This window comes from Amycolatopsis ruanii (genome assembly GCF_003385175.1).
Taxonomy (GTDB): domain Bacteria; phylum Actinomycetota; class Actinomycetes; order Mycobacteriales; family Pseudonocardiaceae; genus Amycolatopsis_E; species Amycolatopsis_E thermalba.
Genome location: NZ_PQHY01000063.1, coordinates 16,681 through 40,435, shown reverse-complemented (window position 1 = coordinate 40,435; position 23,755 = coordinate 16,681). Strand labels below are relative to the sequence as shown.

Genomic DNA, 23,755 nt, shown 5'->3' with positions numbered 1-23,755 from the left:
CAGCCGGGCACTACCGTGGAACACGAGAACCTCCGGATCGGAGTGGGCCTTAGACAAGCCACATCCCAACCGGAGGTTCTCCTTTACTCAGCCAGACACGCCGCTACCAACGTCCTGACCGGATACATCTAGAGCTTCCGGAAGTGGCGGGACACCGCGCCGTCGTAGAACGTCTCGGTGTAGGCGGTGAACCCGAGCCGCTCGGCGACCCGCAGCGACGGCTCGTTCGCGATGTTCACGCTGATCTGCACCGGGAGTTCGGGCAGCTCCCGCTCGGCCCAGTCGATCACCGCCCGGGCCATCTCCGTCGCGTACCCGCGGCCCCACGCCTCGGGCCGGAACCGGTAGTAGAGGTTCAGCAGCCGGGCGCCGCCGAACTCCAGGTGCTGCAGCCCGCCGATGCCCGCCACTTCACCGGTGTCGAGCGGCACCACCGCCAGGTAGCCGAACCCGTGAGCCTTCCAGTGCTCGAGCCAGGCCGTGAGCTTGACCTCGGTCTCCTCCGGGCCGGGCGGCGCGGGGTGGTAGCGGTTGGTCCGCGGATCGGTCTGGATCTCGACGACGTCGTCCCGGTCCTGCGGGCCCAACGGCCGCAGCAAGAGGCGGTCCGTGCGGATCTCCCGCCACTCGACGCTCACCTGGCGACGGTATCGCGCTGGTCCAGCACAATCTCGGGTATGGCTGATCTTCCCCTGGTTCTCCTCCACGCCTTCCCGGTGGACGCGCGCATGTGGAACCCCATGCGTGACGGACTCACCACGCGGCACCGCCTGATCACGCCCGACCAGCGGGGCCTCGGACGGACGCCGCTGCCCGGCACCGACCGCGAACCCGGTCTGGAGGACGCGGCCCGGGACGTGATCGCCCTGCTGGACAAGCTCGACCTGGAGCAGGTCGTGCTCGGCGGCTGCTCCATGGGCGGCTACGTGACCATGGCCGTGCTGCGCGCCGCGCCCGAGCGCGTCGCCGGCCTGGTCCTCATCGACACGAAGGCGACCGCGGACTCGCCCGAGGCGGCCCAGGCCCGGCGGGACCTGGCGAAGCGCGCGGAGTCCGAGGGCGTCACCGGCTGGCTCGCCGAGTCGATGCTGCCGAACCTGCTCAGCGCCGAGACCCGGGAGACGCGCCCCGACGTGGTGGAGACGGTGCGCGACCTCGTCGACAGCCAGCAGGGGGTGGGCGTGGCGTGGGCCGCCCGCGCGATGGCCAACCGCCCGGATGCCACCGAGCTGCTGGCCGCCGCCGACGTGCCCGCGCTGGTCGTGGTGGGCGAGCAGGACGGCCTCACCCCACCGGATGCCGCCCAGGCCATGGCCGAGTCCCTGCCCAAGGGCGAGCTGGTGGTCGTGCCCCAGTCCGGGCACCTGACGCCGTTGGAGGCGCCGGCGATGGTGACCGAGGCGATCCTGGGGTGGTGGCCGTTCGCGTAGGCGCCGCTCGGCCCGGCGGGGTTGCTTCCGCCCCGGCTGGGGCGGGCCGCCGGCCTCACCGGTATCCGGACGCGCTGAGAAGCACACGGCACCGATGGGTGCCGCGCCGGCAGGGGAGCCGAGCTTCCCGGGGCGGCCCGGCGGAGGTCCCGGCTGGGCCGGGTCTGCTGTGGCGGGCAGCGCAGCGGCCATCGCCGGGCGGTGCTGGCTGACCAGGGGCGCCGGGTGGCCAGCGGTGCCAGCCCGGGCAGCCGTGCCGACCGGCCGCCCATGCCGGCCGACCGCGTGCGGTCGCGCAGTTGTACCCAGCGGGCTGGCCCCGGCTGAGCCGAGCCCGCTGTGGCGGGCAGCGCAGCCCCGGCCATCGCGGAACGGTGCCGGCCGGCCACCCGTGCCAGCCAGCCACTGGTGCCAGCCGGCCACCCGTACCGGCCGCCCTCCCGGGTCAGCCAACCACCCGGGCCGGCCGACGCGTGCAGCCGCAGCCGCAGTCGCCGGGGCGCCCGGCGACGTGCGCGCCAGGCCGAGCGAAGCCCGGCGCGCCCCCTTGCGCACGCCGGCTCGTCGCGGCAGCTTCGCTAATTCAGTTGAGAAACATCGACGAACTCCTCCAGCGCCCTGGCGTCGCCGAGTACCTCGACGTCTTCAGGGCCCTTCCGGCGCCACAGCAGGAGCAGCAGGTCCGACGCCGTGCCGCGCACCGCCGTCGTGGCCTTCGTGTGCTCGCTCGTCACCGACCAGCCCGCGCCGGACGGCCGGACCAGCCACTCGCCCGGACCGTCCGTCGCGTGCAGGTGCACGTCGGTCCGGAAGCCGGCCGGCGGGGCGTCTGGGAGGAAGAACCGGAGGAACTCGTCGATCCCGTCCACCGCGAGCTCCCGCTCGACCGGTTCGTCCCGCCCCGCCGCCGACAGCGCGTCCCAGCAGTGCACCGCCGTCTCCAGGGCCATCCGCCGCTGGATGAACCCGGCGTCCGGCCGGCCCCACGTCCACCTGGGCTCGGCCGGATCGAGCGCCGACAGGGTGCCCGCCAGCACCTCGACGCCCTCGGCGAACCAGGCCACCAGCTCGCCCTCCGCCGGCCGCGACGGCTCCCGGTAGTCGTCCGGACCGGAAACCGCCCCGGACGCGATCCGCTGCCAGAACCAGTGGACCTCGCCGGTGTGCCAGACCAGCTCGGCCACGTCCCAGCCCGGGCACGCCGGCACCGGCGCACGCAGGTCTCGCACCGCTTCCGCCAAGCGGCCGCCGTCCCTGCGCAACGCGGTCAGGTACCCGAGCTCTGCCATGCCCGAAAAGCTAGCGGGACCCACCGACAGTTTTGAATCGCCGCAGGTCAGCCTGCGCTTCCGGGAGCCGGTCGGGGAACCGGTGCGCGATCACGAACCGCCAGCACACCCCGAACAGATCACGCAGCCGCACCCACGGCGCCAGCTCGTCCGGATCGGGGCCGTCCGGGTACGCGGCGACCGCGGCGCGGCCGTTCATCCGGGAGGTCAGCGCCAGGCACGCCAGGTCCCAGAGGACCGGCCCGGCCCACGTGTCCTCGAAGTCGAGCCAGCGCGGCCCGCTCGCCGTGGCCAGCAGGTTGCCCGGATGCGCGTCGCCGTGCAGAGCCTGCGCCGGGCCGTCGGGCAGGACCGCCGCGAGCGCCTCGACCTCGTCCGCCAGTTCCGCGGGCAGGTCGAACCGCGCGATCCAGGACCGGGCCTCGGCCAGCGGGCCCGGCGCGTCCAGTTCGTCCGGGAAGCCGCGCAGGGCGGCGTGCAGCTCGGCCAGCGACCAGGCCACCTCGGCGGCGGAGAAGACGTGATCGGGGTCGTGACGTGTGAAACGCCACAGTGTCACCGGAAGGCCGTTCGCGAGGTGCGGACCGGGGCTTTCGAACGGCGGTATGACCGGAGAATCCCGCATCTCGAGGAACGACGAAAGTGCCACTTCGCGCGCCAGCGACTGGAGCACCCCGGGCCGCGCGACCAGCGTCGTTCCGGGCACCCTGGCCACGATCGCACCCAGTCTCACCAGCACGTTCGACCGCGTGGCCAGCACTTCCGGGTACTCGGCGGGCAGCTGGAACCTCTTGCCGACCTCGACCGCGGCCGCCACGGCGGCGGTCGTGTACCGGTCTCCCATGGCGTGATCTTCCCAGCCGGTGCGCACCGGTGTCGGGGGCGAGGGATACGATCCGGACTGGTCGCGTCGCCGCGGCCGCTGACACACCGAAGAGGACCTTGGAGGCAGGAGTGACAGCCGTAGCCCCGCAGCCGATTGTCACGCGTCCGTACCCGGCGCGACAGGAGGCCAAGGGTTCGTTGCTGCTGCGGTTGTTCCGCACGACGGACCACAAGCAGATCGGCATCATGTACCTGGTCACGTCGTTCGCCTTCTTCATGGTGGGCGGCGCGATGGCGATGCTGATCCGCACCGAGCTGGCGCGCCCGGGACAGCAGTTCCTGTCGCAGGAGCAGTACAACCAGCTGTTCACCATGCACGGCACGATCATGCTGCTGCTGTACGCGACGCCGATCCTGTTCGGGTTCGCGAACTTCGTCATGCCGCTGCAGATCGGCTCGCCGGACGTGGCGTTCCCGCGGCTGAACGCCTTCTCCTACTGGCTGTACCTCTTCGGCGGCATCATCACCGTCTCCGGCTTCCTGACCCCGGGTGGCGCCGCCGACTTCGGCTGGTTCGCCTACACCCCGCTGTCGGACGCCATCCACTCGCCGGGCATCGGCGCGGACATGTGGATCGCCGGCCTCGCGGTCTCCGGTCTGGGCACCATCCTCGGTGCGGTCAACATGGTCACCACGATCGTGTGCCTCCGCGCGCCCGGCATGACCATGTTCCGGATGCCGATCTTCACCTGGAACATCCTGGTCACCAGCATCCTGGTGCTGCTCGCCTTCCCGATCCTGACCGCGGCGCTGATGGGCCTGATGGCCGACCGGCACATCGGGGCGCACGTGTTCGACCCGGCCAACGGCGGGGTGATCCTCTGGCAGCACCTGTTCTGGTTCTTCGGGCACCCCGAGGTGTACATCGTCGCGCTGCCGTTCTTCGGCATCGTCTCCGAGATCATCCCGGTGTTCTCGCGCAAGCCGATCTTCGGCTACAAGGGCCTGGTCTTCGCGACGCTGGGCATCGCGGCGCTGTCGGTCGCGGTGTGGGCGCACCACATGTACGCCACGGGTGCCGTGCTGCTGCCGTTCTTCTCCTTCATGACCTTCCTGATCGCGGTCCCGACCGGTGTCAAGTTCTTCAACTGGATCGGCACCATGTGGAAGGGCCAGCTGAGCTTCGAGACGCCGATGATCTTCTCGGTCGGCTTCCTCGTCACCTTCCTCTTCGGTGGTCTGACCGGCATCCTGCTGGCCGCCCCGGCCATCGACTTCCACGTGTCGGACAGCTACTTCGTGGTGGCGCACTTCCACTACGTGCTCTACGGCACGATCGTGTTCGCGACCTTCGCCGGCATCTACTTCTGGTTCCCGAAGATCACCGGGCGGATGCTCGACGAGAAGCTGGGCAAGCTGCACTTCTGGACCACGTTCCTCGGCTTCCACGCCACGTTCCTGGTCCAGCACTGGCTGGGTGCGGAGGGCATGCCGCGCCGGTACGCCGACTACCTGGCCAGCGACGGCTTCACCACGCTGAACACGATCTCGACGATCGGCGCCTACATCCTGGGCGCGTCGACCCTGCCGTTCATCTACAACGTGTTCAAGTGCTACCGCTACGGCGAGCTCGTCACGGTGGACGACCCGTGGGGCTACGGCAACTCGCTGGAGTGGGCCACCTCGTGCCCGCCGCCGCGGCACAACTTCACCGAGCTGCCCCGGATCCGTTCCGAGCGGCCGGCGTTCGAGCTGCACTACCCGCACATGGTCGAGCGGATGCACCACGAGGGTGAGATCGGCTTTTTCGGCAAGCCGAAGGTCCACGCCGGGGTCAAGGCCCCGTCGCAGGCCCTCACCGACGCGGTCATCCCGGGCGACCACGACAAGGACAACGCGAGCGAGCAGTGATCCGCGGCGTCCGGGTAGGAACGAGACCATGACCCCGGTGCTGATCACGACGACCGGGCCGGACAAGCCGGGTGTCACCTCGGTCCTCTTCGCCGCCCTCACGCGGCACGGGGTCGAGATGCTCGACGTCGAACAGGTCGTCATCCGCGGCCGGCTCACCCTCGGTGTGCTGGTCGCGGTGGCTGACGACCCGGAGGGCCTGCAGGAGTCCGTCGAGCAGGCGATGGCCACCGTCGCCATGCACGTCGACGTCCGGGTCGGGGACGAGATCGGGGAGGACCCGTTCGCCCCCGCCCGGCAGGGCTCGACACACGTCGCCGTGATCCTCGGGCGGCCGCTGACCGCCCGCGCGTTCACCGACTTCGCCGGACGGCTGGCCGCGCTCGGCGCCAACATCGACGCGATCCGCCGCATCGCCGACTACCCGGTCACCGGGCTCGAGGTGCACCTGTCGGTCGCGGAGGACACCGAGCAGGCCGACACCGAGCTGCGTGCCGCGGTCGCGGACGTCGCGTCCGCCGGTGGCGTGGACATCGCCATCGAGCGCGGCGGGCTCGCGCGGCGGGCCAAGCGGCTGATCGTGTTCGACGTGGACTCGACCCTCATCCAGGGCGAGGTCATCGAGATGCTGGCCGCGCACGCGGGGGTCGAGCCGAAGGTCCGCGAGATCACCGAGGCCGCCATGCGTGGCGAGCTGAACTTCACCGAATCACTCGAACGGCGCGTCGGGCTGCTGGCGGGGCTCCCCGAATCGGTGCTCGACGAGGTGGGCGAGCAGATCCAGCTGACCCCGGGCGCGCGCACCACGGTCCGCACGCTCAAGCGGCTCGGGTTCCGCTGCGGTGTCGTGTCCGGTGGGTTCACGCGGATCATCCAGCCGATCGCCGACCAGCTCGGGCTCGACTTCGTCGCGGCCAACGAGCTGGAGGTCGTGGGCGGCAAGCTGACCGGGCGGGTCGTCGGCGAGATCATCGACCGCGCCGGGAAGGCGACCGCGCTTCGCCGGTTCGCCGACCACTACGGCATCCCGCTGGCCCAGTGCGTCGCGGTCGGCGACGGCGCCAACGACATCGACATGCTCAAGGCGGCCGGAATGGGCGTCGCGTTCAACGCGAAGCCCGCGCTGCGCGAGGTCGCGGACACCGCGCTGTCCCACCCGTACCTCGACGCCGTGCTGTTCGTCCTCGGAGTCAGCCGGGCGGAGGTCGAGGCCGCGGACGCGGCCGACGGCCTCTCGCTCGCCCGGCCATGAGCGTGCTCGGCCCGCTGGCCGCCCGGTACGCCACCTGGCTCGGGCTGCCGGCGGAGGAGGCCGCGCTGCCGGAGGCCGCGCCCGAAGAGGTCCGGGCGATGCCGGTCATCCTGCGGCTGGAGAAGGCTGAACCGCCGTCGCGCACTCCGTTGCTCGAAGCCGCCGCCACCGCGGCGCTCGCGGTCTGCCTGGACGAGCGCGCGCGGCCGGGCGGGGAGTGGCACGAGCCGGTGCACGACTGGGTGTCCGGGCACATCCGCAAGGTCGCCCGGCGGGCTCGCGGTGCGCACTGGGTCGCGGCGCAGGACTTCCCCGGGGTGACCGTGTCGGTCGGCGGGGCCGAGGTGCGGGCGCTGGTGCCGGGCCGGGTCGTCGACGTGCCGAAGGAGATCAGCCGCCTGCAGATCTCGGGCAGCGACCTGCCCGCCGACGAGCCTGGTCCCGCGCCGGACGACCTGCCGTTGATGCTGCTCAACCCCGAGGTGTCGATGACCGTCGGCAAGGCGGCCGCGCAGGTCGGGCACGGCACGATGATCCTCGCGTCGATGCTCCGCGACGACGAGCTGGCCGCGTGGGCCGAGCGGGGCTACGCGTGCGCGGTGCGGACCGCGACGGTGGCCCAGTGGAAGCAACTGCACCCGGGCGACGATCCCGCGGGCGCCTGGCGTGAGCGGCGCGTCGTCGCCGTGCGGGACGCCGGGTTCACCGAGGTCGACCCCGGAACCGTCACGGTCCTCGCCCAGTGGCGCTGACCCCGACCGAGGAGAGCGTGTGAGCCTGGACGTCCGCCGCGAAGGCGAGCACGAGTTCGTCGGGCGCAACGAGCGTGGTGCGTCGGTGCGGATCGGCCGGAAGGGGGCGCCCGGGGCGTTCTCGCCGGCGGAGCTGCTGCAGATCGCGGCGGCCGGATGCGCGGCGGTGACGGCCGAGGAGCTGATCACGCGCCGGACGGACGCGCCGCTGCGCGTGGCGGTGAGCGCTGATCGGCGGGAGGGCGCGTCCGAACTGGACGCGGTGCACGTGCTCTTCGACGTCGACCTGTCGACCCTGCCGGCCGACGAGCGCGACAAGCTGGTGGCGGCGGCGGACCGGGCGATCGAGCGGTTGTGCACGGTGTCGCGGACGCTGAAGAAGGGGATCCCGGTGACGGAGGAGTTCGCCGGGTAGGAGCGCCTCGTGGCCGGCGCGTTCAGGGTGGGGAAGCGTGACCGCCGGAGGCGGAGCCCCTGGGGGTGAGCTCGGAACCCGCGGGGCGCGCGCATGGGCGCGGTTCGCAGCCAGGGAAGTGGCTCGCTGCGCGAGCGTGGGACTCGCGGGCGTGAGTGTGGGACTCGCGGCCGCGAATGTGGGACTCGCGGGCGTGAGTGTGGGACTCGCGGGCGTGAGTGTGGGACTCGCGGGTGTGGGTCGGAGCTTGTGAGTTGTCCGCGGTGGTCTCTCGTCAGCTGGCGGCGGCGTCCAGGCGTTTGAGCGCCGCTTTGGCTACCTCTGGGTCGTAGGTCGGCCAGAACGGGGGGAGCGAGGAGCGCAGGAAGCCGCCGTAGCGGGCCGTTGCCAGGCGTGAGTCCAGCACCGCCACCACGCCCCTGTCGCCGACCGAGCGGTGCAGCCGGCCCGTGCCCTGCGCCAGCAGCAGCGCCGCGTGGGTGGCCGCCACCGTCAGGAAACCGTTGCCGCCGCGGGCTTCCACCGCCCGCTGGCGCGCGGACGACACCGGGTCGTCCGGGCGCGGGAACGGGATCCGGTCGACGATCACCAGTTGCAGCGACGGCCCGGGCACGTCCACGCCCTGCCACAGCGACAATGTCCCGAACAGGCACGTCCGCGCATCCTCCGCGAACTTCGTCACCAGCAACGACGTCGCGTCCTCGCCCTGGCACAGGATCGGGAACTCGATCCGGTCCCGCAGCGCCTCGGTCGCCTGCTTCGCCGCGCGCATCGACGAGAACAGGCCCAGCGTCCGCCCACCGGCGGCCTCGATCAGCGACGCGATCTCGTCCAGCGTCCGCTCACCGAGACCGTCGCGGCCCGGCGGCGGCAGGTGCTTCGCCACGTACAGGATTCCGTTGCGCCGGTGGTCGAACGGCGAACCGACGTCCAAACCGGACCACTTCAGCTCCTCGTCGTCCGCCGGGGCGGCCTTGTCCGTCGCCGCGCCCTCGGCCTTCACCACCCGAGCCTGCGACGGCGGCAGCCCCCACTGCCGCGCCAGCGTGTCGAACGCGCCGCCCAGCGCCAGCGTCGCCGACGTCAGCACCGTCGTCTTCTGCGCGAACACCCGCTCCCGCAGCAGACCGGCCACCGACAGCGGAGCCACGTGCAGCATCGGCGGGCGGTTGGCGAACGAGAACTTGTCGTTGGACAGCCACACCACGTCCCGCTGGTGCGCGGTGTCCTCGGCGAACGCCTCCAGCAGCCGCACCGCGGTGTCGTGCACCTCCTCCAGCTGCGAGCGCGCAAGCTTGCGGGCCGTGGCCTCCTCGACGTCCTCCTTGCGGTCCGAACCCAGCGCGGTCAGGCACGCGTGCGCCCCGTCCCGCACCGCGGCGACCGCACCGCCCAGCGCCTTCGGCAGCGTGTCCATCCGCCCGGCCGGCAGGTCCTCCAGGATCATCGCCAGACCTTCGGAAGCCTCCTGCAGCCGGTCGGCCGTGTCGGCGTCGATCAGCTTCCCGCAGCGCCGCACCGCCACCGCGACCGCCGACGAGGTCAGCTCGCCGGTCGCGACCGACGTGACCCGGTCGACCAGCTCGTGCGCCTCGTCGATGATCACCAGGTCGTGCTCCGGCAGCACCTGGTAGCCCTGCAGCGCGTCGATCGCCAGCAGCGCGTGGTTGGTGACCACCACGTCCGCCTTGCCCGCCTCGCCGCGCGCCCGCTCCGCGAAGCAGTCCTGGCCGATCGGGCACCGCGCCACGCCCAGGCACTCCTTGGCGGTGACCGACACCTGCCGCCACGCCTGCTCGGACACGCCCGGCACCAGCTCGTCGCGGTCACCGGTCTCGGTGTCGGAGGCCCACTCGCGCAGCCGCGTGACCTCCTTGCCCAGCCGCGACACCGCGAACGGGTCGAACAGCGCCGGGTCCTCCGGCTCCTCCGGCGCGCCCGAGTCGAGCCGGTGCAGGCACAGGTAGTTGCGGCGGCCCTTGAGGATCGCGAACGTGGGCAGGCGGCCCAGCGGCTTCTTCAACGCCTTCGCCAGGCGGGGCAGGTCGTCGCGCAGCAGCTGGCGCTGCAGCGCGATCGTCGCCGTCGACACGACCACCGTGGTGTCCTTCTCGACCGCGTGCCGGATGGCCGGGACCAGGTACGCCAGCGACTTCCCGGTGCCGGTGCCCGCCTGCACGGCCAGGTGCTCGCCGGTGCGGATCGCGCGGCCGACCGCCTCGGCCATCTTGACCTGCCCCGGGCGCTCCGCACCGCCGAGCGCCTCGACAGCGGTCGTGAGGAGCTCGTTGACACCGGGGAACGCAGTACGGACGGCCACCAGGACACGGTACCGGGGGCCACCGTCAGGAACGGGCCACCGCCCCGCTCCCGGAAAGATCGAGATCCACTCGTCCGGGTGGCATCCGGCCGGGTGGGTCACGCCGGCCGGGTGTCCTGCCGATTGTCGAGGAGGGATTTCCTCAGGCGAAAGGAGCGGCTCATGCAGCGGGCCAGGCGAATCGTGGTGGTGGCGGCCCTCCTCGGGGCGGCGGTGGCCGTGCCGGCGAGCGCGCCGGCGATGCCGGAGGCGACCGGCGCCGGTTCGGTGGGGGCGGTCGACATCACGGTCGACGGCGTGTCGGCGCACTCGGACCCGATCGCGCCGTGCGTCGTGGACGCCACCGCGGAGGGCCGCACCGACCCGATCACCGTCGGCACGCGCACGAAGTACGGCCTGAGCAGCACCACGTGCACCCGCAACCCGGACGGCACCGCGAGTGTGAAGGTGACCGGCCAGCGGTTCGAGACGAGCGTGCTGCAGCAGTTCGGCGGCCCGGTGATCAAGGCCAGGACGTTCGGCGCGGGGTGCAACACCACGGCCAACGGCAGCAACGGCTACATGCAGCTGGGCACCGTCACCGGCATCACGGTGCCGCAGAACATCCCGACGAACCACGTGATCACCATCCCGGGCACGACGCCGGGCGCGCCGCCGATGGCGGAGGTCGTGCTGAACGAGCTGATCGTGCCGGTGCCGGCGGACGGCAGCCTGACCACGAACGCGATGCACATCAAGCTGTTCCCGCAGGGCGGCCCGGCTTCCGGGGACATCCTGGTCGGATCGGCGAGCTGCGCGCCGTTCGGGCTCTGACGCGCGCGCCGGGGGGACGGCGGTAGTCGGCGCGGCGGGCCGCAGCGTTGTGGGTTGGTGGCCGGCCGGGCTGCGATGGTGGGGACCGGTGGCGTGGGGCCCGCGCCTGCCGGTCGCGATGCGGCGGGGATGGGGGACCGTTGGCGCTGAGCGCACCCGTGTGGGGTGGAGGCGCCGGGCGCGCCGGAGGCCGCCGGCGCGATGGGGCGCTGGGCCTGCGGCCGGCCGCGTTGCGGCGGTGCCGGAAACCTGCGGCGCCGCCTGCCGGTGCTCGCTAGGCGTAGCGGTCAGCGGTGGTCGCCACCTGTGATGCCCGCTTGGCCAGCTCGTCCAGCCTGCCGCCGTCGAGGGCGTCGCCGAGGAGGGCCGAGCCGACGCCGACCGCGAGGGCGCCCGCGGCCAGGTAGCCGTCTACATCGGACAGCGACACGCCGCCCGCGGGCACCAGCGGCACCTCCGGCAGCGTGGACTGGACCTCCTCCAGGTACCGCACCCCGCCGGAGGTGGCCGCCGGGTACAGCTTCACCGCGGCCGGCCCGTACCGCCAGGCCGCGTCGACCTCCGTGGGCGTCAGCGCGCCGCACACGATCGGCAGCGCGTACTCCTGCGCGCGCCACAGCACGTCGGGCGAGAACGTCGCGCTCGCGATGAAGTCCACGCCCGCCGCGGCGCACCGGTCCACCGCGGACACCGTGCGCACCCCGCCCGCGCCGATCAACGCGTCCTGCCCCAGTTCGACCTGCAGCACCCCGATCGCATCCAGCGCGCCCGGCGTCGCCAGATCGACCTCCAGCACACCGAGACCCGCCTCGTAGAGGACCTGGCCCGCGTCGGCGAACCAGGCCGACGAGTCCGCCCGCAGGATCCCCATGACGCGGCTGGTCGCCAGCCGCTCCCGGAAGCGGTTGTTGTGCTTCCGCAGCACGGTGCGCATCAGCCGACCCGCGGGGTGCCGACGAGGTCCACACCCACCGCGCGCAGTTGCTCCAGCGCCGCGTCCACGGTCTCCCGCGCGACACCCGCGGTGAGGTCCAGCAGGACCCGCACCGAGAACCCGGCCGCCGCCGCGTCCAGCGCGCTCGCCCGCACGCAGTGGTCGGTCGCGATGCCGGCCACCTCGCCCTCGGTGATCCGCCGCTCGCGCAACCAGTCGGCCAGCTTCTCGCCGGCGTCGGTGTGGCCCTCGAACCCGGAGTAGCCGTCGCTGTACTGGCCCTTGGAGAACACCGCCGTGATCGGGCCGACGTCGAGCGCGGGGTGGAACGACGCGCCCGGCGTCCCGGCCTCGCAGTGGCGCGGCCAGGACCGCACGTAGTCCGGGTTGTCGCTGAAGTGCGCGCCCGGGTCGATGTGGTAGTCGCGGGTCGCGGCCACCGCCGAGTAGCCGCCGCGCGCGAGGTGCTCGCTGATCTTCGCGGCCACCTCGGCCCCGCCGGCCACGGCGAGCGAACCGCCCTCGCAGAAGTCGTTCTGCACGTCGACGACGATCAGTGCCTTGCTCATCACGCCTCCTGGGGGAAGACGGTGGGGATCGCGGGTTCGCCGCTGGAGAGCTTGAGCCCCTCCCACGGCAGGCTGACCAGCCCCTCGCGCAGCCGCTGCCTGCTGTCCTCCAGCGTGGGCAGGTCGTCCACCGGCTTGCCACCGCGCACCAGCGGGATCGGCAGCTCGCGGTCGTACTCCCCGGCCTCGGGCCGCTGGCCGGCCGCGTAGACGACCTCCTCCAGCGCCGTCCCGGTCGGCTTGTGCCGGCGCAGCGCGGACTTCTCGCCACCGCGCGAGGCCTTGTTCTCGCTGCGCTTGGCGACCGGGCGGCCGTCGACCTCGACCAGCTTGTAGACCATCCCCGCGGTCGGCGCGCCGGACCCGGTGACCACCGAGGTGCCCACCCCGTAGGCGTCGACCGGCTCCGCGCGCAGGGCCGCGATCGCGTGCTCGTCGAGGTCGCCGGACACCACGATCCGGGTGTCCTTCGCGCCCAGCGAGTCCAGCTGCTCGCGCGCCTTGCGGGCCAGCACGCCCACGTCGCCGGAGTCGATGCGGATCGCGCCCAGCTCGGTGCCGGCCACGCGCACCGCGGTCTCGATGCCGCGGGTGATGTCGTAGGTGTCGACCAGAAGGGTGGTGTCGGTGCCCATCTTCTCGACCTGGGCGCGGAAGGCGTCCTCTTCGCTGTCGTGCAGCAGCATGAACGCGTGCGCCACGGTGCCGCGGGTCGGGATGCCGTAGCGGCGCCCGGCCTCCAGGTTCGAGGTGGTCGCGAACCCGCCGATGTAGGCGGCGCGCGCGGCGGCGACCGCGGCCATCTCGTGGGTGCGCCGGCCGCCCATCTCGATGATCGGCCTGCCGTGCGCGGCCGAGGACATGCGCGCCGCGGCGGAGGCGATGGCGCTGTCGTGGTTGAGGATGGACAACGCGACGGTCTCCAGCAGGACCGCCTCGGCGAAGGTCCCCCGTACGGTGAGGATCGGCGAGCCGGGGAAGTACAGCTCGCCCTCGGGGTATCCGTCGATGTCACCGCCGAACCGGTAGTCCGCCAGCCAGGACAGCGTGTCGTCGTCCACCACGGCGGTGGCCGCGAGCTGGTCGATCTCGGCGTCGGTGAACCGGAAGTCGGCGATCGCCTCCAGCACCCGGCCGGTGCCGGCGACCACGCCGTAGCGCCGTCCGGCCGGCAGCCGCCGGGCGAACACCTCGAACACGCACTGGCGGTCGCCGGTGCCGTCGGCGAGGGCGCTGCCCAGCATCGTGAGCTCGTAGTGGTCGGTCAGCAGGGCGGTGCTGCCGTGCGTCTCGGGGAAACCCATGGGATCAGACTATGAGGTACTTGCGCGTTCGGCCGAATCACCCGAACAGACCCACCACCGGTCCACGTCATGCCGGTTCCGTGACACCATGGGTCGCATGACCACGCCTGTCGCATCCGAACAGACGCAGGTTGAACCACTCGGCACCGAGGCGGGCGCCGAAGACCAGCCGTGGCAGACGATCGTCTGGAACGACCCGGTGAACCTGATGTCGTACGTGACGTACGTCTTCCAGAAGCTGTTCGGCTACAGCCGCGACCACGCGACCAAGCTGATGCTGGACGTGCACCACAAGGGGCGCGCGGTGGTGTCCTCGGGTACCAAGGAGAAGGTCGAGGCGGACGTGACGAAACTGCACGCCGCGGGGTTGTGGGCGACGATGGAGCACGCTTCGTGAGGGGCTGGCAGCGCAAGGGCGGCCGCGTGCACGCCGGGTTCGAGCAGCAGGAGGCCGCGGTGCTGCGCGGCCTGGTGAGCCAGCTCGAGGACATGCTGCGGGCGCGCGCCGAGGAGGCTCCGCAGGACCCGCTGGCCGAGCTGACCGGCATCCGCACCGGCCCGTCGCAGTCGCCGGACGACCCGGTGCTGTCCCGCCTGCTGCCGGACTACCACAAGATCGACCCGGACACGCCCAGCCAGGAGGTCCTGGACTCGGCGAGCGCGCTGCGGTCGCTGCACGAGCCCGAGCTGGTCGACGCGAAGGTCGGCGTCGCCACGGTGGTCCTGGAGACCCTGCCGCGCGACGGCGGTGACGTGAAGCTGACCTACGAGCAGGCCGACGCGTGGCTGTCCGCGCTCAACGACGTCCGCCTGGCGCTGGGCACCGCGCTCGACGTCACCGAGGACATGCCCGACGAGCTGCCCGAGGACGATCCGCGGGCGCCGCACCTCGGGGTCTACCACTGGCTGACCTGGGTGCAGGAGAGCCTCGTCCAGGCGCTGACCGCGTGATCACGGACGTGCCCGGGGTGCTCGTGGGGCACCACCACCGGATCGGGGACGGCTGGGCGACCGGGACCACCGTCGTCCTCACGCCGCCGGGCACGACCGGCGCGGTCGACCAGCGCGGCGGCGCGCCCGGCACCCGCGAGACCAACCTGCTGGAGCCGGAGAACCTGGTCCGCCACGTCGACGCGATCTGCCTGTCCGGCGGCAGCGCCTACGGGCTCGCGGCCGCCGACGGGGTGATGCGGTGGCTCGGGGAGCAGGACCGCGGGTTTCCGGTCGGCACCGAACCGCACGAGGTGGTGCCGATCGTGCCCGGCGCGGTGATCTTCGACCTGCCGCGCGGCGAGTGGGGCAACCGGCCGGACGCCTCCTTCGGCTACGCCGCGTGCGAGGCGGCGGGTGTCGCGGTCGAGCAGGGCAGTGTCGGCGCGGGCGCCGGGGCGGTGGTCGGGTCGCTCAAGGGCGGGGTCGGCACGGCGAGCGAGCGCGTGGGCGGCTTCGTGGTCGGCGCGCTGGCGGTGGTCAACGCGCGCGGCGAGGCGGTGTCGTTCGAGACCGGGCGCCCCTTCGCGGCCGACCACGAGGTGGCGGGCGAGTTCGGGGCGCGCTGGCCGGACCGGGCGGCCTCGGTGCCCGGGCGGGAGACGGACCTGAACACCACGATCGGCGTGGTGGCGGTCGACGCGGACCTGTCGAAGGCCGAGTGCCGTCGCCTCGCGGTGGCGGCGCAGGACGGCCTGGCGCGGGCGGTGCGCCCGGCGCACTCGATGTTCGACGGCGACACCGTGTTCGCCCTGGCCACGGGCGCGCGGGACCTGCCGGCGGCCGAAGGGCCCTTCGGGGTGACGACACGCGCGGCCGGGCTGGACGAGCTGTGCGCCGCCGCGGCGCGGGTGTTCGCGCGGGCCTGCGTGCACGGGCTGGTGAGCGCCCGCGGCGTGGCCGGGGTGCCCGCCTACCGGGACGTGTGGCCGGAGGCGTTCGAGTAACGCGGCTGCCGTGGGGGCGATCTGATGGCCGTGAAGCGGGAACGGGAGTGGGCGGTCGTGGTGCACAACGACCACGTGAACTCCTACCAGTCGGTGGTCTACGCACTGCACGGCACGCTCGGGATGCCGGTCGAGCGGGGCATGGAGTTCGCCGGCGTCGTGCACCACCAGGGGATCGCCGAACTGACCCGGTTCGCCTCCCGCGACCAGGCCGAGGCGCTGGTCGCCGAACTGCAGGTGCTCGGTCTGCACGCGACGTTGCAGGGTGTCTGACGTGGACTTCCTGAACGCGCACGCGCTGCCGGACGGCCAGGTCCTGGTCGAGATGTCCCCGAACGTTGCCCAGTGCCTCTACGCGATCGCCGGGGAGCTGCTGACGGCGCTGGAAACCGGCCACCGCGGCCGGCGTCCGCTGCGCGACGAGGACCTCTTCCCCGACGCCTACCTGCTCATCCGCGAGGCCAGGGGGTTCCGCGAGCGGCACGGCGCGGCGATGCGCGAGCGCGTGACCACCGCCGTGCGGGCGATCGTGCGTGGCTGGCCGGGCACCCCGGCGTTCACGCTCGACCCGGCCTCGCTGCGGGCCTGGATGATCACCTTCGGCCACGCCCAGGTGCTCTACCTGCGGAAACCCCGGTGGCGGGACGGCCGTGCCTGGGACCGCTTCCCGGTCAGCGAGCGGGACGTCACCCTCGGGTGGCTCGCGCACGCCCAGGACGCCGTGGCGCTGGCGTGCGCAGTCTCACTCTGTGAACCCCCGGTGTCCGGCACGTAAGATGTCCGTCGTGCTTCGGATCCGCCGTGAACTCGTCGACGAGATCGTCGCCCACGCCCGCCGGGACCACCCGGACGAGGCGTGCGGGGTGATCGCCGGTCCCGAGGGCTCCGACCGCCCCGAGCGGTTCATCCCGATGCTGAACGCGGCGCGCTCGCCGACGTTCTACGAGTTCGACTCCGGTGACCTGCTCAAGCTCTACCGCGAGATGGACGCGAACGACGAGGTCCCGGTCGTGATCTACCACTCGCACACCGCGACCGAGGCCTACCCGTCACGCACCGACGTGTCCTACGCCTCCGAGCCCGACGCGCACTACGTGCTGGTCTCCACCCGCGACCCGGAAACCCACGAGTTCCGGTCGTACCGGATCGTGGACGGGGTCGTCACCGAGGAGCCCGTGGAGATCACGGAATAACGCCGGGCAGCCCGACGTCTGTCCTGGAAGAAACCCAAGCGGAGGTAGTTACCCATGGCCGTGACCGTGTCCATCCCCACCATCCTGCGTACGCACACGGGTGGTCAGAAGTCGGTCGAGGCGTCCGGCAAGACCGTGGCCGAGGTGATCGACGACATCGAGTCCCGGCACGGCGGCCTCAAGGCCCGCCTGGTCAAGGAGGACAAGCTCCACCGCTTCGTGAACGTCTACGTCAACGACGAGGACGTGCGCTTCGCCGGCGGCTTGGACGCCGAGGTCAAGGACGGCGACACGGTCACCATCCTGCCCGCGGTGGCCGGCGGCGCCAGCTAGGTCATGGCCCGGTACGAATCGCTGCTCGAAGCCCTCGGCGGCACGCCGCTGGTGGGGTTGCCCCGGCTGTCCCCGACGCACGACGTGCGCCTGTGGGCCAAGCTCGAGGACCGCAACCCGACCGGCTCGATCAAGGACCGGCCCGCGCTGGCCATGATCGAGGCCGCCGAGCGCGACGGCAGGCTGCGCCGTGGGTCCACGATCCTCGAGCCGACCTCGGGCAACACCGGCATCTCGCTCGCGATGGCCGCCAAGCTCAAGGGCTACGGCCTGGTGTGCGTGATGCCGGAGAACACCTCGGCCGAGCGCAAGCAGCTGCTCCAGGCCTACGGCGCGCGGATCGTGTTCTCGCCGGCGGCGGGCGGCTCGAACGAGGCCGTGCGGCGCGCCAAGGAGCTGGCCGAGAAGAACCCGGACTGGGTGATGCTCTACCAGTACGGCAACCCGGCCAACCCGGACGCGCACTACCGCGGCACCGGTCCCGAGCTGCTCAAGGACCTGCCGACGATCACCCACTTCGTCGGTGGCCTGGGCACCACGGGCACGCTGGTCGGCGTCGGCCGGTACCTGCACGAGCAGAAGCCGGACGTGCAGATCATCGCTGCCGAGCCGCGCTACGGCGAGCTGGTGTACGGGCTGCGCAACCTCGACGAGGGGTTCGTGCCGGAGCTGTACGACCCGGACGTGCTCAACGGCCGCTACTCGGTGGGCGCCTACGACGCGCTGCGCCGCACGCGTGAGCTGCTGGAGCACGAGGGCATCTTCGCCGGCATCTCGACCGGCGCGGTGCTGCACGCCGCGCTCGGGGTGGCCGAGAAGGCCGCCGCGAAGGGCGAGAAGGCCGACATCGCGTTCATCGTCGCCGACGCCGGCTGGAAGTACCTGTCCACCGGCGCCTACAGCGGCACGCTGGACGAGGCCGCCGAGCGCCTCGACGGGCAGCTCTGGGCCTGAGCGAGACCGGGGAACGCCCCTCTTCCGCCTCGGGAGAGGGGCGTTTCGCTGCTCGGCCAATTCAGGGTTTTCACCCGATTCCGCGGGTCCGCGCCGCTTGTACCGTGGAGTCATGAGCACGTTGCCCGCACCTCAGGCCGACCAGGCGAAGCGCGTCCTGCCGGCGAAGCCGAAGACCGCCGCGCTGGTGGTGCTGGCGTTCACCGCGCTGCTGTACCTCGTCGAGGGTCTCGACGTCGTGCTGAACAACCGGCTCGACGCCGAGGGCATCGCGCCGCGCTCGCTCGGCGGGCTGGACGGCGTGGTGTGGGCGCCGCTGCTGCACGGCAGCTGGGCGCACCTGCTGGCCAACACGCTGCCGGTCGTGGTGTTCGCCTTCCTCGCGATGGCGAGCGGAATCGCCCGCTGGGCGCTGGTGACCGCGACGATCTGGCTGGTCAGCGGGCTGGCCGTGTGGCTGACCGCGGAGCCGGGCACGATCACCATCGGCGCGTCCGGCCTCGCCTTCGGGTGGCTGGCGTACCTGCTGGTCCGCGGCCTGTTCAACCGCGCGTTCTGGCAGATCGTGCTCGCCGCGGTGCTGATCATCGGCTGGGGCGGGATGCTGTGGGGCGTGCTGCCCGGCCAGCCCGGCATCTCGTGGCAGGCGCACCTGTTCGGTGCGCTCGGCGGGGTACTGGCCGCCTGGTTCGCCGCGCGATCCGGGCGGAAGCGGGCGGTACCCTCGACTCCGTGAGCAGTCGTGAGGCCCCGATCGGTGTGTTCGATTCCGGCGTCGGGGGCCTGACGGTCGCCCGCGCGATCCTCGGCCAGCTGCCGCCCGAGCAGCTGCGGTACGTCGGGGACACCGCGCACAACCCGTACGGTCCGCTGCCGATCGCGCGGGCGCGGGAACTCGCACTCCAAGCGCTGGACAAGCTCGTCCAGGACGGGGTGAAGGCCCTGGTCATCGCGTGCAACACGGCGTCGGCGGCGTGCCTGCGGGACGCGCGGGAGCGCTACGACGTGCCGGTGATCGAGGTCGTGCTGCCCGCGGTGCGGCGGGCCGTCGCCGCCACCCACACCGGCCGGGTCGGCGTGATCGGCACCGAGGGCACCATCCGGTCCCGCGCCTACGAGGACGCCTTCGCCGCCGCGCGGGACGTGTCGGTCACCAGCGTCGCGTGTCCCCGGTTCGTGGACTTCGTCGAGCGCGGGGTCACGTCCGGGCGCCAGGTGCTCGGCCTCGCCCAGGGGTACCTCGAACCGCTGCTGCGCGCTGAGGTCGACACGCTCGTGCTGGGCTGCACGCACTACCCGTTGCTGACCGGGGTCCTGCAGATCGTCATGGGCCCGGACGTCACGCTCGTGTCCAGTGCCGAGGAGACCGCCAAGGACGTCGTCCGCGTGCTCACCGAACGGGACATGCTGGCCGAACGGGACACCCCGCCCCGGCACGAGTTCATCGCCACCGGCTCGCCGGAGCCGTTCGTCCGGCTCGCGCAGCGTTTCATGGGATTCGCGCCCGGCGTGCTCTCGCCCCTCAGCGCCTGAGCTGGCAGGGTGTTCTTCCGTGCGACTGACGATCCTCGGTTGCTCGGGCAGCGTTCCCGGCCCGGGCCAGCCCGCGTCCGGGTACCTGCTCGAAGCGGACGGCTTCCTGCTCGGCCTCGAGTTCGGCAACGGCGTGTTCGCCGAGCTGCAGAAGTGGTGTGACCCGTTCGACCTGGACGCGCTCGTGCTGTCGCACCTGCACCCGGATCACTGCGCGGATTTCAGCGCGCTCACCGTGCTGCGCCGCTACCACCCGGCCCCGCCCCACGACACCACCGCGCGCCGGCTGCCGGTGCACGGCCCGGCGAACGCGCCGGTGCGGCTGGCGATGGCGTACGCGCCGAACGAGGCGGAACTGGCCGAGACCGACCTGTCCGACGTCTACGAGTTCCACGCGCTGTCCGCCGAGCCGGTGAAGATCGGACCGTTCGAGGTGACCGCGGTCCCGGTCGACCACCCGACCGAGGCGTTCGGGCTACGGGTGCGCCACGCCGGCCGGACGCTGGCCTACACCGGCGACACCGGGCCCTGCGACACCCTCGCCGACCTGGTCCGCGACGTCGACGTGCTGCTCGCCGAGGCGTCCTGGACCGACGCCGCGGACCGGCCGCCGGGCGTGCACCTGTCCGGCAAGCAGGCGGGCGAGCTGGCGCGGGACGCGGGGGTGGCGCGGCTGCTCATCACGCACGTCGCGCCGTGGAGCGACTCCGACGCCATCCTCGCCGAGGCGCGGGCGGTGTTCCCGGGCGCGACGCTCGTCGAGCGGGGCGCGGTCTACGACATCTGAGGCCCGCCGCAGCGCCGCCCAGCAGGCCAGGCCGATCGGGATGATCAGCCAGCAGGACAGCAGCCGGTAGATCAGCGCGGCCGCGGCGGCGGCCGGTTCCGTGGCACCCGCCGCGACCAGGCCGGTGAGCAGGCTGACCTCGATGACGCCGATGCCGCCCGGCGTGAGCGGGATCTGCCGCACGAGCTGCACCGCGAGGTAGAGCGTCGCCAGTTCGAGCGGGCCGAGGCCGATGCCGGCGGCGCGGGCAGGCCGCGATCAGGCAGACCAGGTCGCCGAGCCAGTTCGCGGTCGCCGCGGCCAGCGCGAGCGCCGACAGGACGCCGGAGAGGACCATCACCGCGGCCGCCGCCTTCCGGTCCGCGCCACCGGCCCGGAACTGCTGGAAGGCGTACGCGGCGGACACGGCCGACCCGGCGGGGAGGCTGATCGAGATGGCGGAGCGGCTGTAGGTCAGGGCCAGCACGCGCCGGCGTCGCAGGGTCACGCCGAACGCGGTGAGCAGCCGTCGCTGCTGGCGGGCGAACATGCCCATCGACACGAACTCGGCGGCCGCCGCGACGGCCAGCCAGCGGGGGTCCGCCTCGCGCAGCGCGGCGCCGACCGCCGACGGCGAGGGAAGGCGGTCGCGCAGGGGCAGGACCACGATCGCCAGGACGGCCACCAGCCCGAGGCCGGTCCAGAGTCCGCGCCGCATCACGCACCCCCCTAATTCACTATACGATGAATTCTCCTCTCGTGCGCGAGTTTGTCAACGGGCGATGAATTACGCCGGGAGGTAGTCCTCGGCCAGGGCATCCGCGTAGGCGGCGAACAGCGCCAGGAAGTTCAGCGTCCCGCCGGGCACGTCGAACTCGGCGAGGTCGTAGGCCAGGTGCGAGCCGCGGTGGGCGGGGACGTCGTTGGTGACGTCGGTGAACCAGTCGAGGAAGGTCAGCTGCCGCTGGTCGCCGGGGCCGACCGGCGGGGTCAGCAGGTCGAGCAGCATCGGGCGGTTGCGCAGCGTCCAGCGGTAGAACTCGGAGAACTGGTAGAAGCGCTCCTCGACCGGCGTCGCCGCGACGCCGTGCACCCGTTCGGCCAGCGCCACGCCGTACTCGGTGGAAGCCTGCTCGGCCTCGCTCCACGCGCGGTCGTGCACCGACCGCAGGGACAGGCGTCCGTCACGCAGGCGGGTGAGATAGCTCGCCCACAAGGACGCACCGGGGTTGCCGAAGGTGTCCGTGCTGTCCCCGCGGGCCAGCGCGATGCCCCGTTCGATGCCCTCCAGGATCCCGGCATCCACATAGGACACCCAGGTGCCCGGTTCGCCCAGCTCGCGGTCGGCGAAGAACCGCAGCACGCCCTCGATGTTGCGCCAGCGCGGCGCGTAGCCCGGCACGATGTCGGCCGCCGGGCCGGCCGAGAGCGCGCGCACGAACGCCAGCCGCTGCGCGATCGTCATGCCGTTGATGTCCTCGGCGGTGCAGGTCAGCGTGTTCGCGCAGGTGGTCGTGGCCGCGGTGGCCGGCGCGGCGGTCAGGCACAGCAGGCAGGCGAGCAGGGTCGCGAAGGCGGCGCGCATGAACAGGCACAGTAGCGGGGTTCTACGCTGCACGCGTGGTGCGAAAAGACGGCAGGAACGACGACCAGCTCCGCGACGTGAAGATCACGCGGGGATTCCAGCAGTGGCCGGCCGGCTCGGTGCTCATCGAGTTCGGCAACACGAAGGTGCTCTGCGCGGCGAGCGTCAGCGAGGGTGTGCCGCGGTGGCGGACCGGATCAGGCCTGGGCTGGGTCACGGCCGAGTACGCCATGCTGCCCTCGGCCACGCACGACCGCAGCGACCGCGAGTCGGTCAAGGGGCGCATCGGCGGGCGGACCCACGAGATCAGCAGGCTCATCGGCCGCTCCCTGCGGGCCTGCATCGACCTGGCCGCGCTCGGCGAGAACACGATCCAGCTCGACTGCGACGTGATCCAGGCCGACGGCGGCACCCGCACGGCCGCGATCACCGGCGCCTACGTGGCGCTGGCCGACGCCGTCACCTGGCTCGCGGCGGCCGGGCGGCTGGCCGACCCGCAACCGCTTTCGGCGATGGTGTCCGCGGTCAGCGTCGGCGTGGTGGACGGGCGCGTGCGCCTGGACCTGCCCTACGAGGAGGACTCGCGGGCCGAGGTGGACATGAACGTCGTGGCCACCGACGCCGGGACGCTGATCGAGGTGCAGGGCACCGGCGAGGGCGCCACCTTCACCCGTTCCACTTTGGACAAGATGCTGGACCTGGCGCAGACCGGGTGCGCGGAGCTGACCCGGTTGCAGTCGGCGGCGCTGGCCGAGCCGTACCCGTACGAGCTGCCGGAGCCGGTGGCGGGCAAGAAGAAGGGCTCGAAGTGACCCGGGTCCTGCTCGCCACGCGCAACGCCAAGAAGCTCGGCGAGCTGCGGCGCATCCTCGCCGCGGAGGGCCTTGACGGTGCTGCGGGGCTCGAAGTGGTCGGCCTGTCCGACGTGCCGGAGTTCCCCGAGGCGCCGGAAACCGGCGCGACGTTCGAGGAGAACGCGGTCGCCAAGGCCAGGGACGCCGTCGCGGCCACCGGGCTGCCCGCGATCGCGGACGACTCCGGCCTGGCGGTCGACGCGCTGAACGGGATGCCCGGTGTGCTGTCCGCACGCGGGGCCGGCCGGCACGGCGACGACCAGGCGAACCTGGACCTGGTGCTCGCGCAGCTCATCGACACGCCGGACGAGCGCCGGGGCGCGGGCTTCGTGTGCGCGGCCGCGCTGGTGCTGCCGGGCGGGGAGGAGACGGTCGTCCGCGGCGAGTGGCGCGGGCGGCTGGTGCGGAAGCCGCGCGGTAGCAACGGCTTCGGGTACGACCCGGTCTTCGTGCCGGAGGGGGAGACCCGCACGTCGGCGGAGATGGCACCGGCGGAGAAGGACGCGGCCTCCCACCGCGGCCGCGCGCTGCGAGCGCTGCTGCCCGCGTTGCGCGAGCTGGCCGGAAGCTGAGGTTGGAGCCCGGGAGCTACGTGGCTCGGGTGGCTCCCGGGGAGTTCGCGGGTTGCGCGCGGTGCTGCCCGCGGTGCGAAGTCGCTGGACGCTGAAGTTCGAGCCTGGCAGCCACCTGGCCCGGGTGCTCGGGGGAGTTTGCGGGTTGCGCGTGTTGGCGGCGCCGTGCGGGCCGCGCCCGCTATAGCGCCTGCGAGCCGGCCGGACGCTGAGC

27 protein-coding genes and 1 pseudogene are annotated in these 23,755 nt (G+C 72.5%); 19 read left to right on the top strand and 9 right to left on the bottom strand.

The window, feature by feature from the left end; translation table 11 throughout:
• Positions 1–128: 128 nt before the first annotated feature.
• Positions 129–638, bottom strand: a complete 510-nt coding sequence (locus D0D28_RS27165) for a GNAT family N-acetyltransferase (protein ID WP_094006551.1) — start codon at positions 636–638, stop codon at positions 129–131.
• 39 nt (positions 639–677) lie between these two features.
• Between D0D28_RS27165 and D0D28_RS27160 the strand changes: the two genes are divergently transcribed.
• Positions 678–1,430, top strand: a complete 753-nt coding sequence (locus D0D28_RS27160) for an alpha/beta fold hydrolase (protein ID WP_116113520.1) — start codon at positions 678–680, stop codon at positions 1,428–1,430.
• 578 nt (positions 1,431–2,008) lie between these two features.
• Here D0D28_RS27160 and D0D28_RS27155 read toward each other — a convergent pair.
• Entirely contained in the window at positions 2,009–2,719 is a 711-nt protein-coding gene (locus D0D28_RS27155; protein WP_116113517.1) for a maleylpyruvate isomerase family mycothiol-dependent enzyme, read from the bottom strand.
• A 10-nt stretch (positions 2,720–2,729) separates the two neighbouring features.
• On the bottom strand, positions 2,730–3,563 hold the full coding sequence (locus D0D28_RS27150) for a phosphotransferase (RefSeq protein ID WP_162831203.1): 834 nt from the start codon (positions 3,561–3,563) through the stop codon (positions 2,730–2,732).
• Positions 3,564–3,673: 110 nt separating this feature from the next.
• On the opposite strand from D0D28_RS27150, the gene ctaD reads away from it, so the two are divergent.
• Genes ctaD through D0D28_RS27130 form a run of 4 tightly spaced genes read left to right on the top strand, consistent with a single transcriptional unit; the run spans position 3,674 to position 7,874 of the window.
• Positions 3,674–5,455 (top strand): aa3-type cytochrome oxidase subunit I, encoded by a 1,782-nt coding sequence (gene ctaD / locus D0D28_RS27145; protein ID WP_116113512.1) that lies wholly within the window; start codon positions 3,674–3,676, stop codon positions 5,453–5,455.
• A gap of 28 nt (positions 5,456–5,483) precedes the next feature.
• On the top strand, positions 5,484–6,707 hold the full coding sequence (gene serB, locus D0D28_RS27140) for a phosphoserine phosphatase SerB (protein WP_094008972.1): 1,224 nt from the start codon (positions 5,484–5,486) through the stop codon (positions 6,705–6,707).
• The gene (locus tag D0D28_RS27135; protein WP_116113509.1) at positions 6,704–7,459 is read left to right on the top strand and encodes a peptidyl-tRNA hydrolase; all 756 of its coding nucleotides are present in this window, start codon (positions 6,704–6,706) and stop codon (positions 7,457–7,459) included. The genes serB and D0D28_RS27135 overlap by 4 nt, the downstream gene beginning before the upstream one ends.
• A gap of 19 nt (positions 7,460–7,478) precedes the next feature.
• The gene (locus D0D28_RS27130) at positions 7,479–7,874 is read left to right on the top strand and encodes an OsmC family protein (protein WP_116113507.1); all 396 of its coding nucleotides are present in this window, start codon (positions 7,479–7,481) and stop codon (positions 7,872–7,874) included.
• A 274-nt stretch (positions 7,875–8,148) separates the two neighbouring features.
• On the opposite strand, the gene D0D28_RS27125 is transcribed toward D0D28_RS27130, so the two are convergent.
• Positions 8,149–10,194: an ATP-dependent DNA helicase gene (locus tag D0D28_RS27125; RefSeq protein ID WP_116113505.1), complete on the bottom strand. Its 2,046-nt coding sequence runs from the start codon at positions 10,192–10,194 to the stop codon at positions 8,149–8,151.
• Positions 10,195–10,356: 162 nt separating this feature from the next.
• Here D0D28_RS27125 and D0D28_RS27120 point away from each other — a divergent pair, with 162 nt between their 5' ends.
• Positions 10,357–11,007: a hypothetical protein gene (locus D0D28_RS27120; protein ID WP_116113503.1), complete on the top strand. Its 651-nt coding sequence runs from the start codon at positions 10,357–10,359 to the stop codon at positions 11,005–11,007.
• A gap of 274 nt (positions 11,008–11,281) precedes the next feature.
• Here D0D28_RS27120 and D0D28_RS27115 read toward each other — a convergent pair whose 3' ends face one another.
• From D0D28_RS27115 to D0D28_RS27105, 3 genes are read right to left on the bottom strand one after another with little or no spacing between them, the layout of a single operon-like run.
• On the bottom strand, positions 11,282–11,941 hold the full coding sequence (locus tag D0D28_RS27115; RefSeq protein WP_094008977.1) for a bifunctional 4-hydroxy-2-oxoglutarate aldolase/2-dehydro-3-deoxy-phosphogluconate aldolase: 660 nt from the start codon (positions 11,939–11,941) through the stop codon (positions 11,282–11,284).
• Positions 11,941–12,510 (bottom strand): isochorismatase family protein, encoded by a 570-nt coding sequence (locus tag D0D28_RS27110; RefSeq protein WP_116113500.1) that lies wholly within the window; start codon positions 12,508–12,510, stop codon positions 11,941–11,943. Before D0D28_RS27110 ends, D0D28_RS27115 begins: the two co-directional genes overlap by 1 nt.
• Positions 12,510–13,814 (bottom strand): nicotinate phosphoribosyltransferase, encoded by a 1,305-nt coding sequence (locus D0D28_RS27105; protein ID WP_094008979.1) that lies wholly within the window; start codon positions 13,812–13,814, stop codon positions 12,510–12,512. Before D0D28_RS27105 ends, D0D28_RS27110 begins: the two co-directional genes overlap by 1 nt.
• A gap of 97 nt (positions 13,815–13,911) precedes the next feature.
• Here D0D28_RS27105 and clpS point away from each other — a divergent pair, with 97 nt between their 5' ends.
• From clpS to D0D28_RS37060, 11 genes are all read left to right on the top strand, one after another.
• Positions 13,912–14,211 (top strand): ATP-dependent Clp protease adapter ClpS, encoded by a 300-nt coding sequence (gene clpS / locus D0D28_RS27100; RefSeq protein WP_115944692.1) that lies wholly within the window; start codon positions 13,912–13,914, stop codon positions 14,209–14,211.
• Positions 14,208–14,765, top strand: a complete 558-nt coding sequence (locus tag D0D28_RS27095; protein WP_094008981.1) for a DUF2017 domain-containing protein — start codon at positions 14,208–14,210, stop codon at positions 14,763–14,765. The genes clpS and D0D28_RS27095 overlap by 4 nt, the downstream gene beginning before the upstream one ends.
• Positions 14,762–15,751 carry a P1 family peptidase gene (locus D0D28_RS27090; RefSeq protein ID WP_094008982.1) on the top strand — a complete coding sequence of 330 codons (990 nt, stop codon included), beginning with the start codon at positions 14,762–14,764 and terminating at the stop codon, positions 15,749–15,751. The genes D0D28_RS27095 and D0D28_RS27090 overlap by 4 nt, the downstream gene beginning before the upstream one ends.
• Positions 15,752–15,775: 24 nt before the next feature.
• Positions 15,776–16,024, top strand: a complete 249-nt coding sequence (locus D0D28_RS27085) for an ATP-dependent Clp protease adaptor ClpS (protein ID WP_094008983.1) — start codon at positions 15,776–15,778, stop codon at positions 16,022–16,024.
• Position 16,025: 1 nt separating this feature from the next.
• A complete protein-coding gene (locus D0D28_RS27080) occupies positions 16,026–16,526 on the top strand; it encodes a hypothetical protein (protein ID WP_116113498.1) in 501 nt (166 codons plus the stop codon).
• 1 nt (position 16,527) lies between these two features.
• Positions 16,528–16,944, top strand: a complete 417-nt coding sequence (locus D0D28_RS27075) for a Mov34/MPN/PAD-1 family protein (RefSeq protein ID WP_017987367.1) — start codon at positions 16,528–16,530, stop codon at positions 16,942–16,944.
• A 54-nt stretch (positions 16,945–16,998) separates the two neighbouring features.
• Complete coding sequence (locus D0D28_RS27070) at positions 16,999–17,277, top strand: MoaD/ThiS family protein (RefSeq protein ID WP_094008985.1); 279 nt, start codon at positions 16,999–17,001, stop codon at positions 17,275–17,277.
• 3 nt (positions 17,278–17,280) lie between these two features.
• On the top strand, positions 17,281–18,231 hold the full coding sequence (locus tag D0D28_RS27065; protein WP_094008986.1) for a PLP-dependent cysteine synthase family protein: 951 nt from the start codon (positions 17,281–17,283) through the stop codon (positions 18,229–18,231).
• A gap of 112 nt (positions 18,232–18,343) precedes the next feature.
• Positions 18,344–18,967, top strand: coding sequence for a rhomboid family intramembrane serine protease (locus D0D28_RS27060; protein WP_094008987.1), 624 nt, complete (start codon positions 18,344–18,346; stop codon positions 18,965–18,967).
• The gene (gene murI / locus D0D28_RS27055; protein WP_116113495.1) at positions 18,964–19,764 is read left to right on the top strand and encodes a glutamate racemase; all 801 of its coding nucleotides are present in this window, start codon (positions 18,964–18,966) and stop codon (positions 19,762–19,764) included. Before D0D28_RS27060 ends, murI begins: the two co-directional genes overlap by 4 nt.
• A gap of 19 nt (positions 19,765–19,783) precedes the next feature.
• Positions 19,784–20,551 carry an MBL fold metallo-hydrolase gene (locus D0D28_RS37060; RefSeq protein WP_094008989.1) on the top strand — a complete coding sequence of 256 codons (768 nt, stop codon included), beginning with the start codon at positions 19,784–19,786 and terminating at the stop codon, positions 20,549–20,551.
• A 72-nt stretch (positions 20,552–20,623) separates the two neighbouring features.
• Here the strand turns inward: D0D28_RS37060 and D0D28_RS37055 are convergent.
• Both D0D28_RS37055 and D0D28_RS27040 read right to left on the bottom strand, forming a co-directional pair.
• Positions 20,624–20,743 (bottom strand): annotated as a pseudogene (locus D0D28_RS37055) (UPF0104 family protein); the annotation flags it as partial.
• A gap of 574 nt (positions 20,744–21,317) precedes the next feature.
• Positions 21,318–22,115 carry a hypothetical protein gene (locus D0D28_RS27040; protein ID WP_094008990.1) on the bottom strand — a complete coding sequence of 266 codons (798 nt, stop codon included), beginning with the start codon at positions 22,113–22,115 and terminating at the stop codon, positions 21,318–21,320.
• A gap of 35 nt (positions 22,116–22,150) precedes the next feature.
• Between D0D28_RS27040 and rph the strand changes: the two genes are divergently transcribed.
• Both rph and rdgB read left to right on the top strand, forming a co-directional pair.
• Entirely contained in the window at positions 22,151–22,927 is a 777-nt protein-coding gene (gene rph, locus D0D28_RS27035; protein ID WP_094008991.1) for a ribonuclease PH, read from the top strand.
• The gene (gene rdgB, locus D0D28_RS27030) at positions 22,924–23,541 is read left to right on the top strand and encodes an RdgB/HAM1 family non-canonical purine NTP pyrophosphatase (protein WP_116113493.1); all 618 of its coding nucleotides are present in this window, start codon (positions 22,924–22,926) and stop codon (positions 23,539–23,541) included. Before rph ends, rdgB begins: the two co-directional genes overlap by 4 nt.
• Positions 23,542–23,755 lie beyond the last annotated feature (214 nt).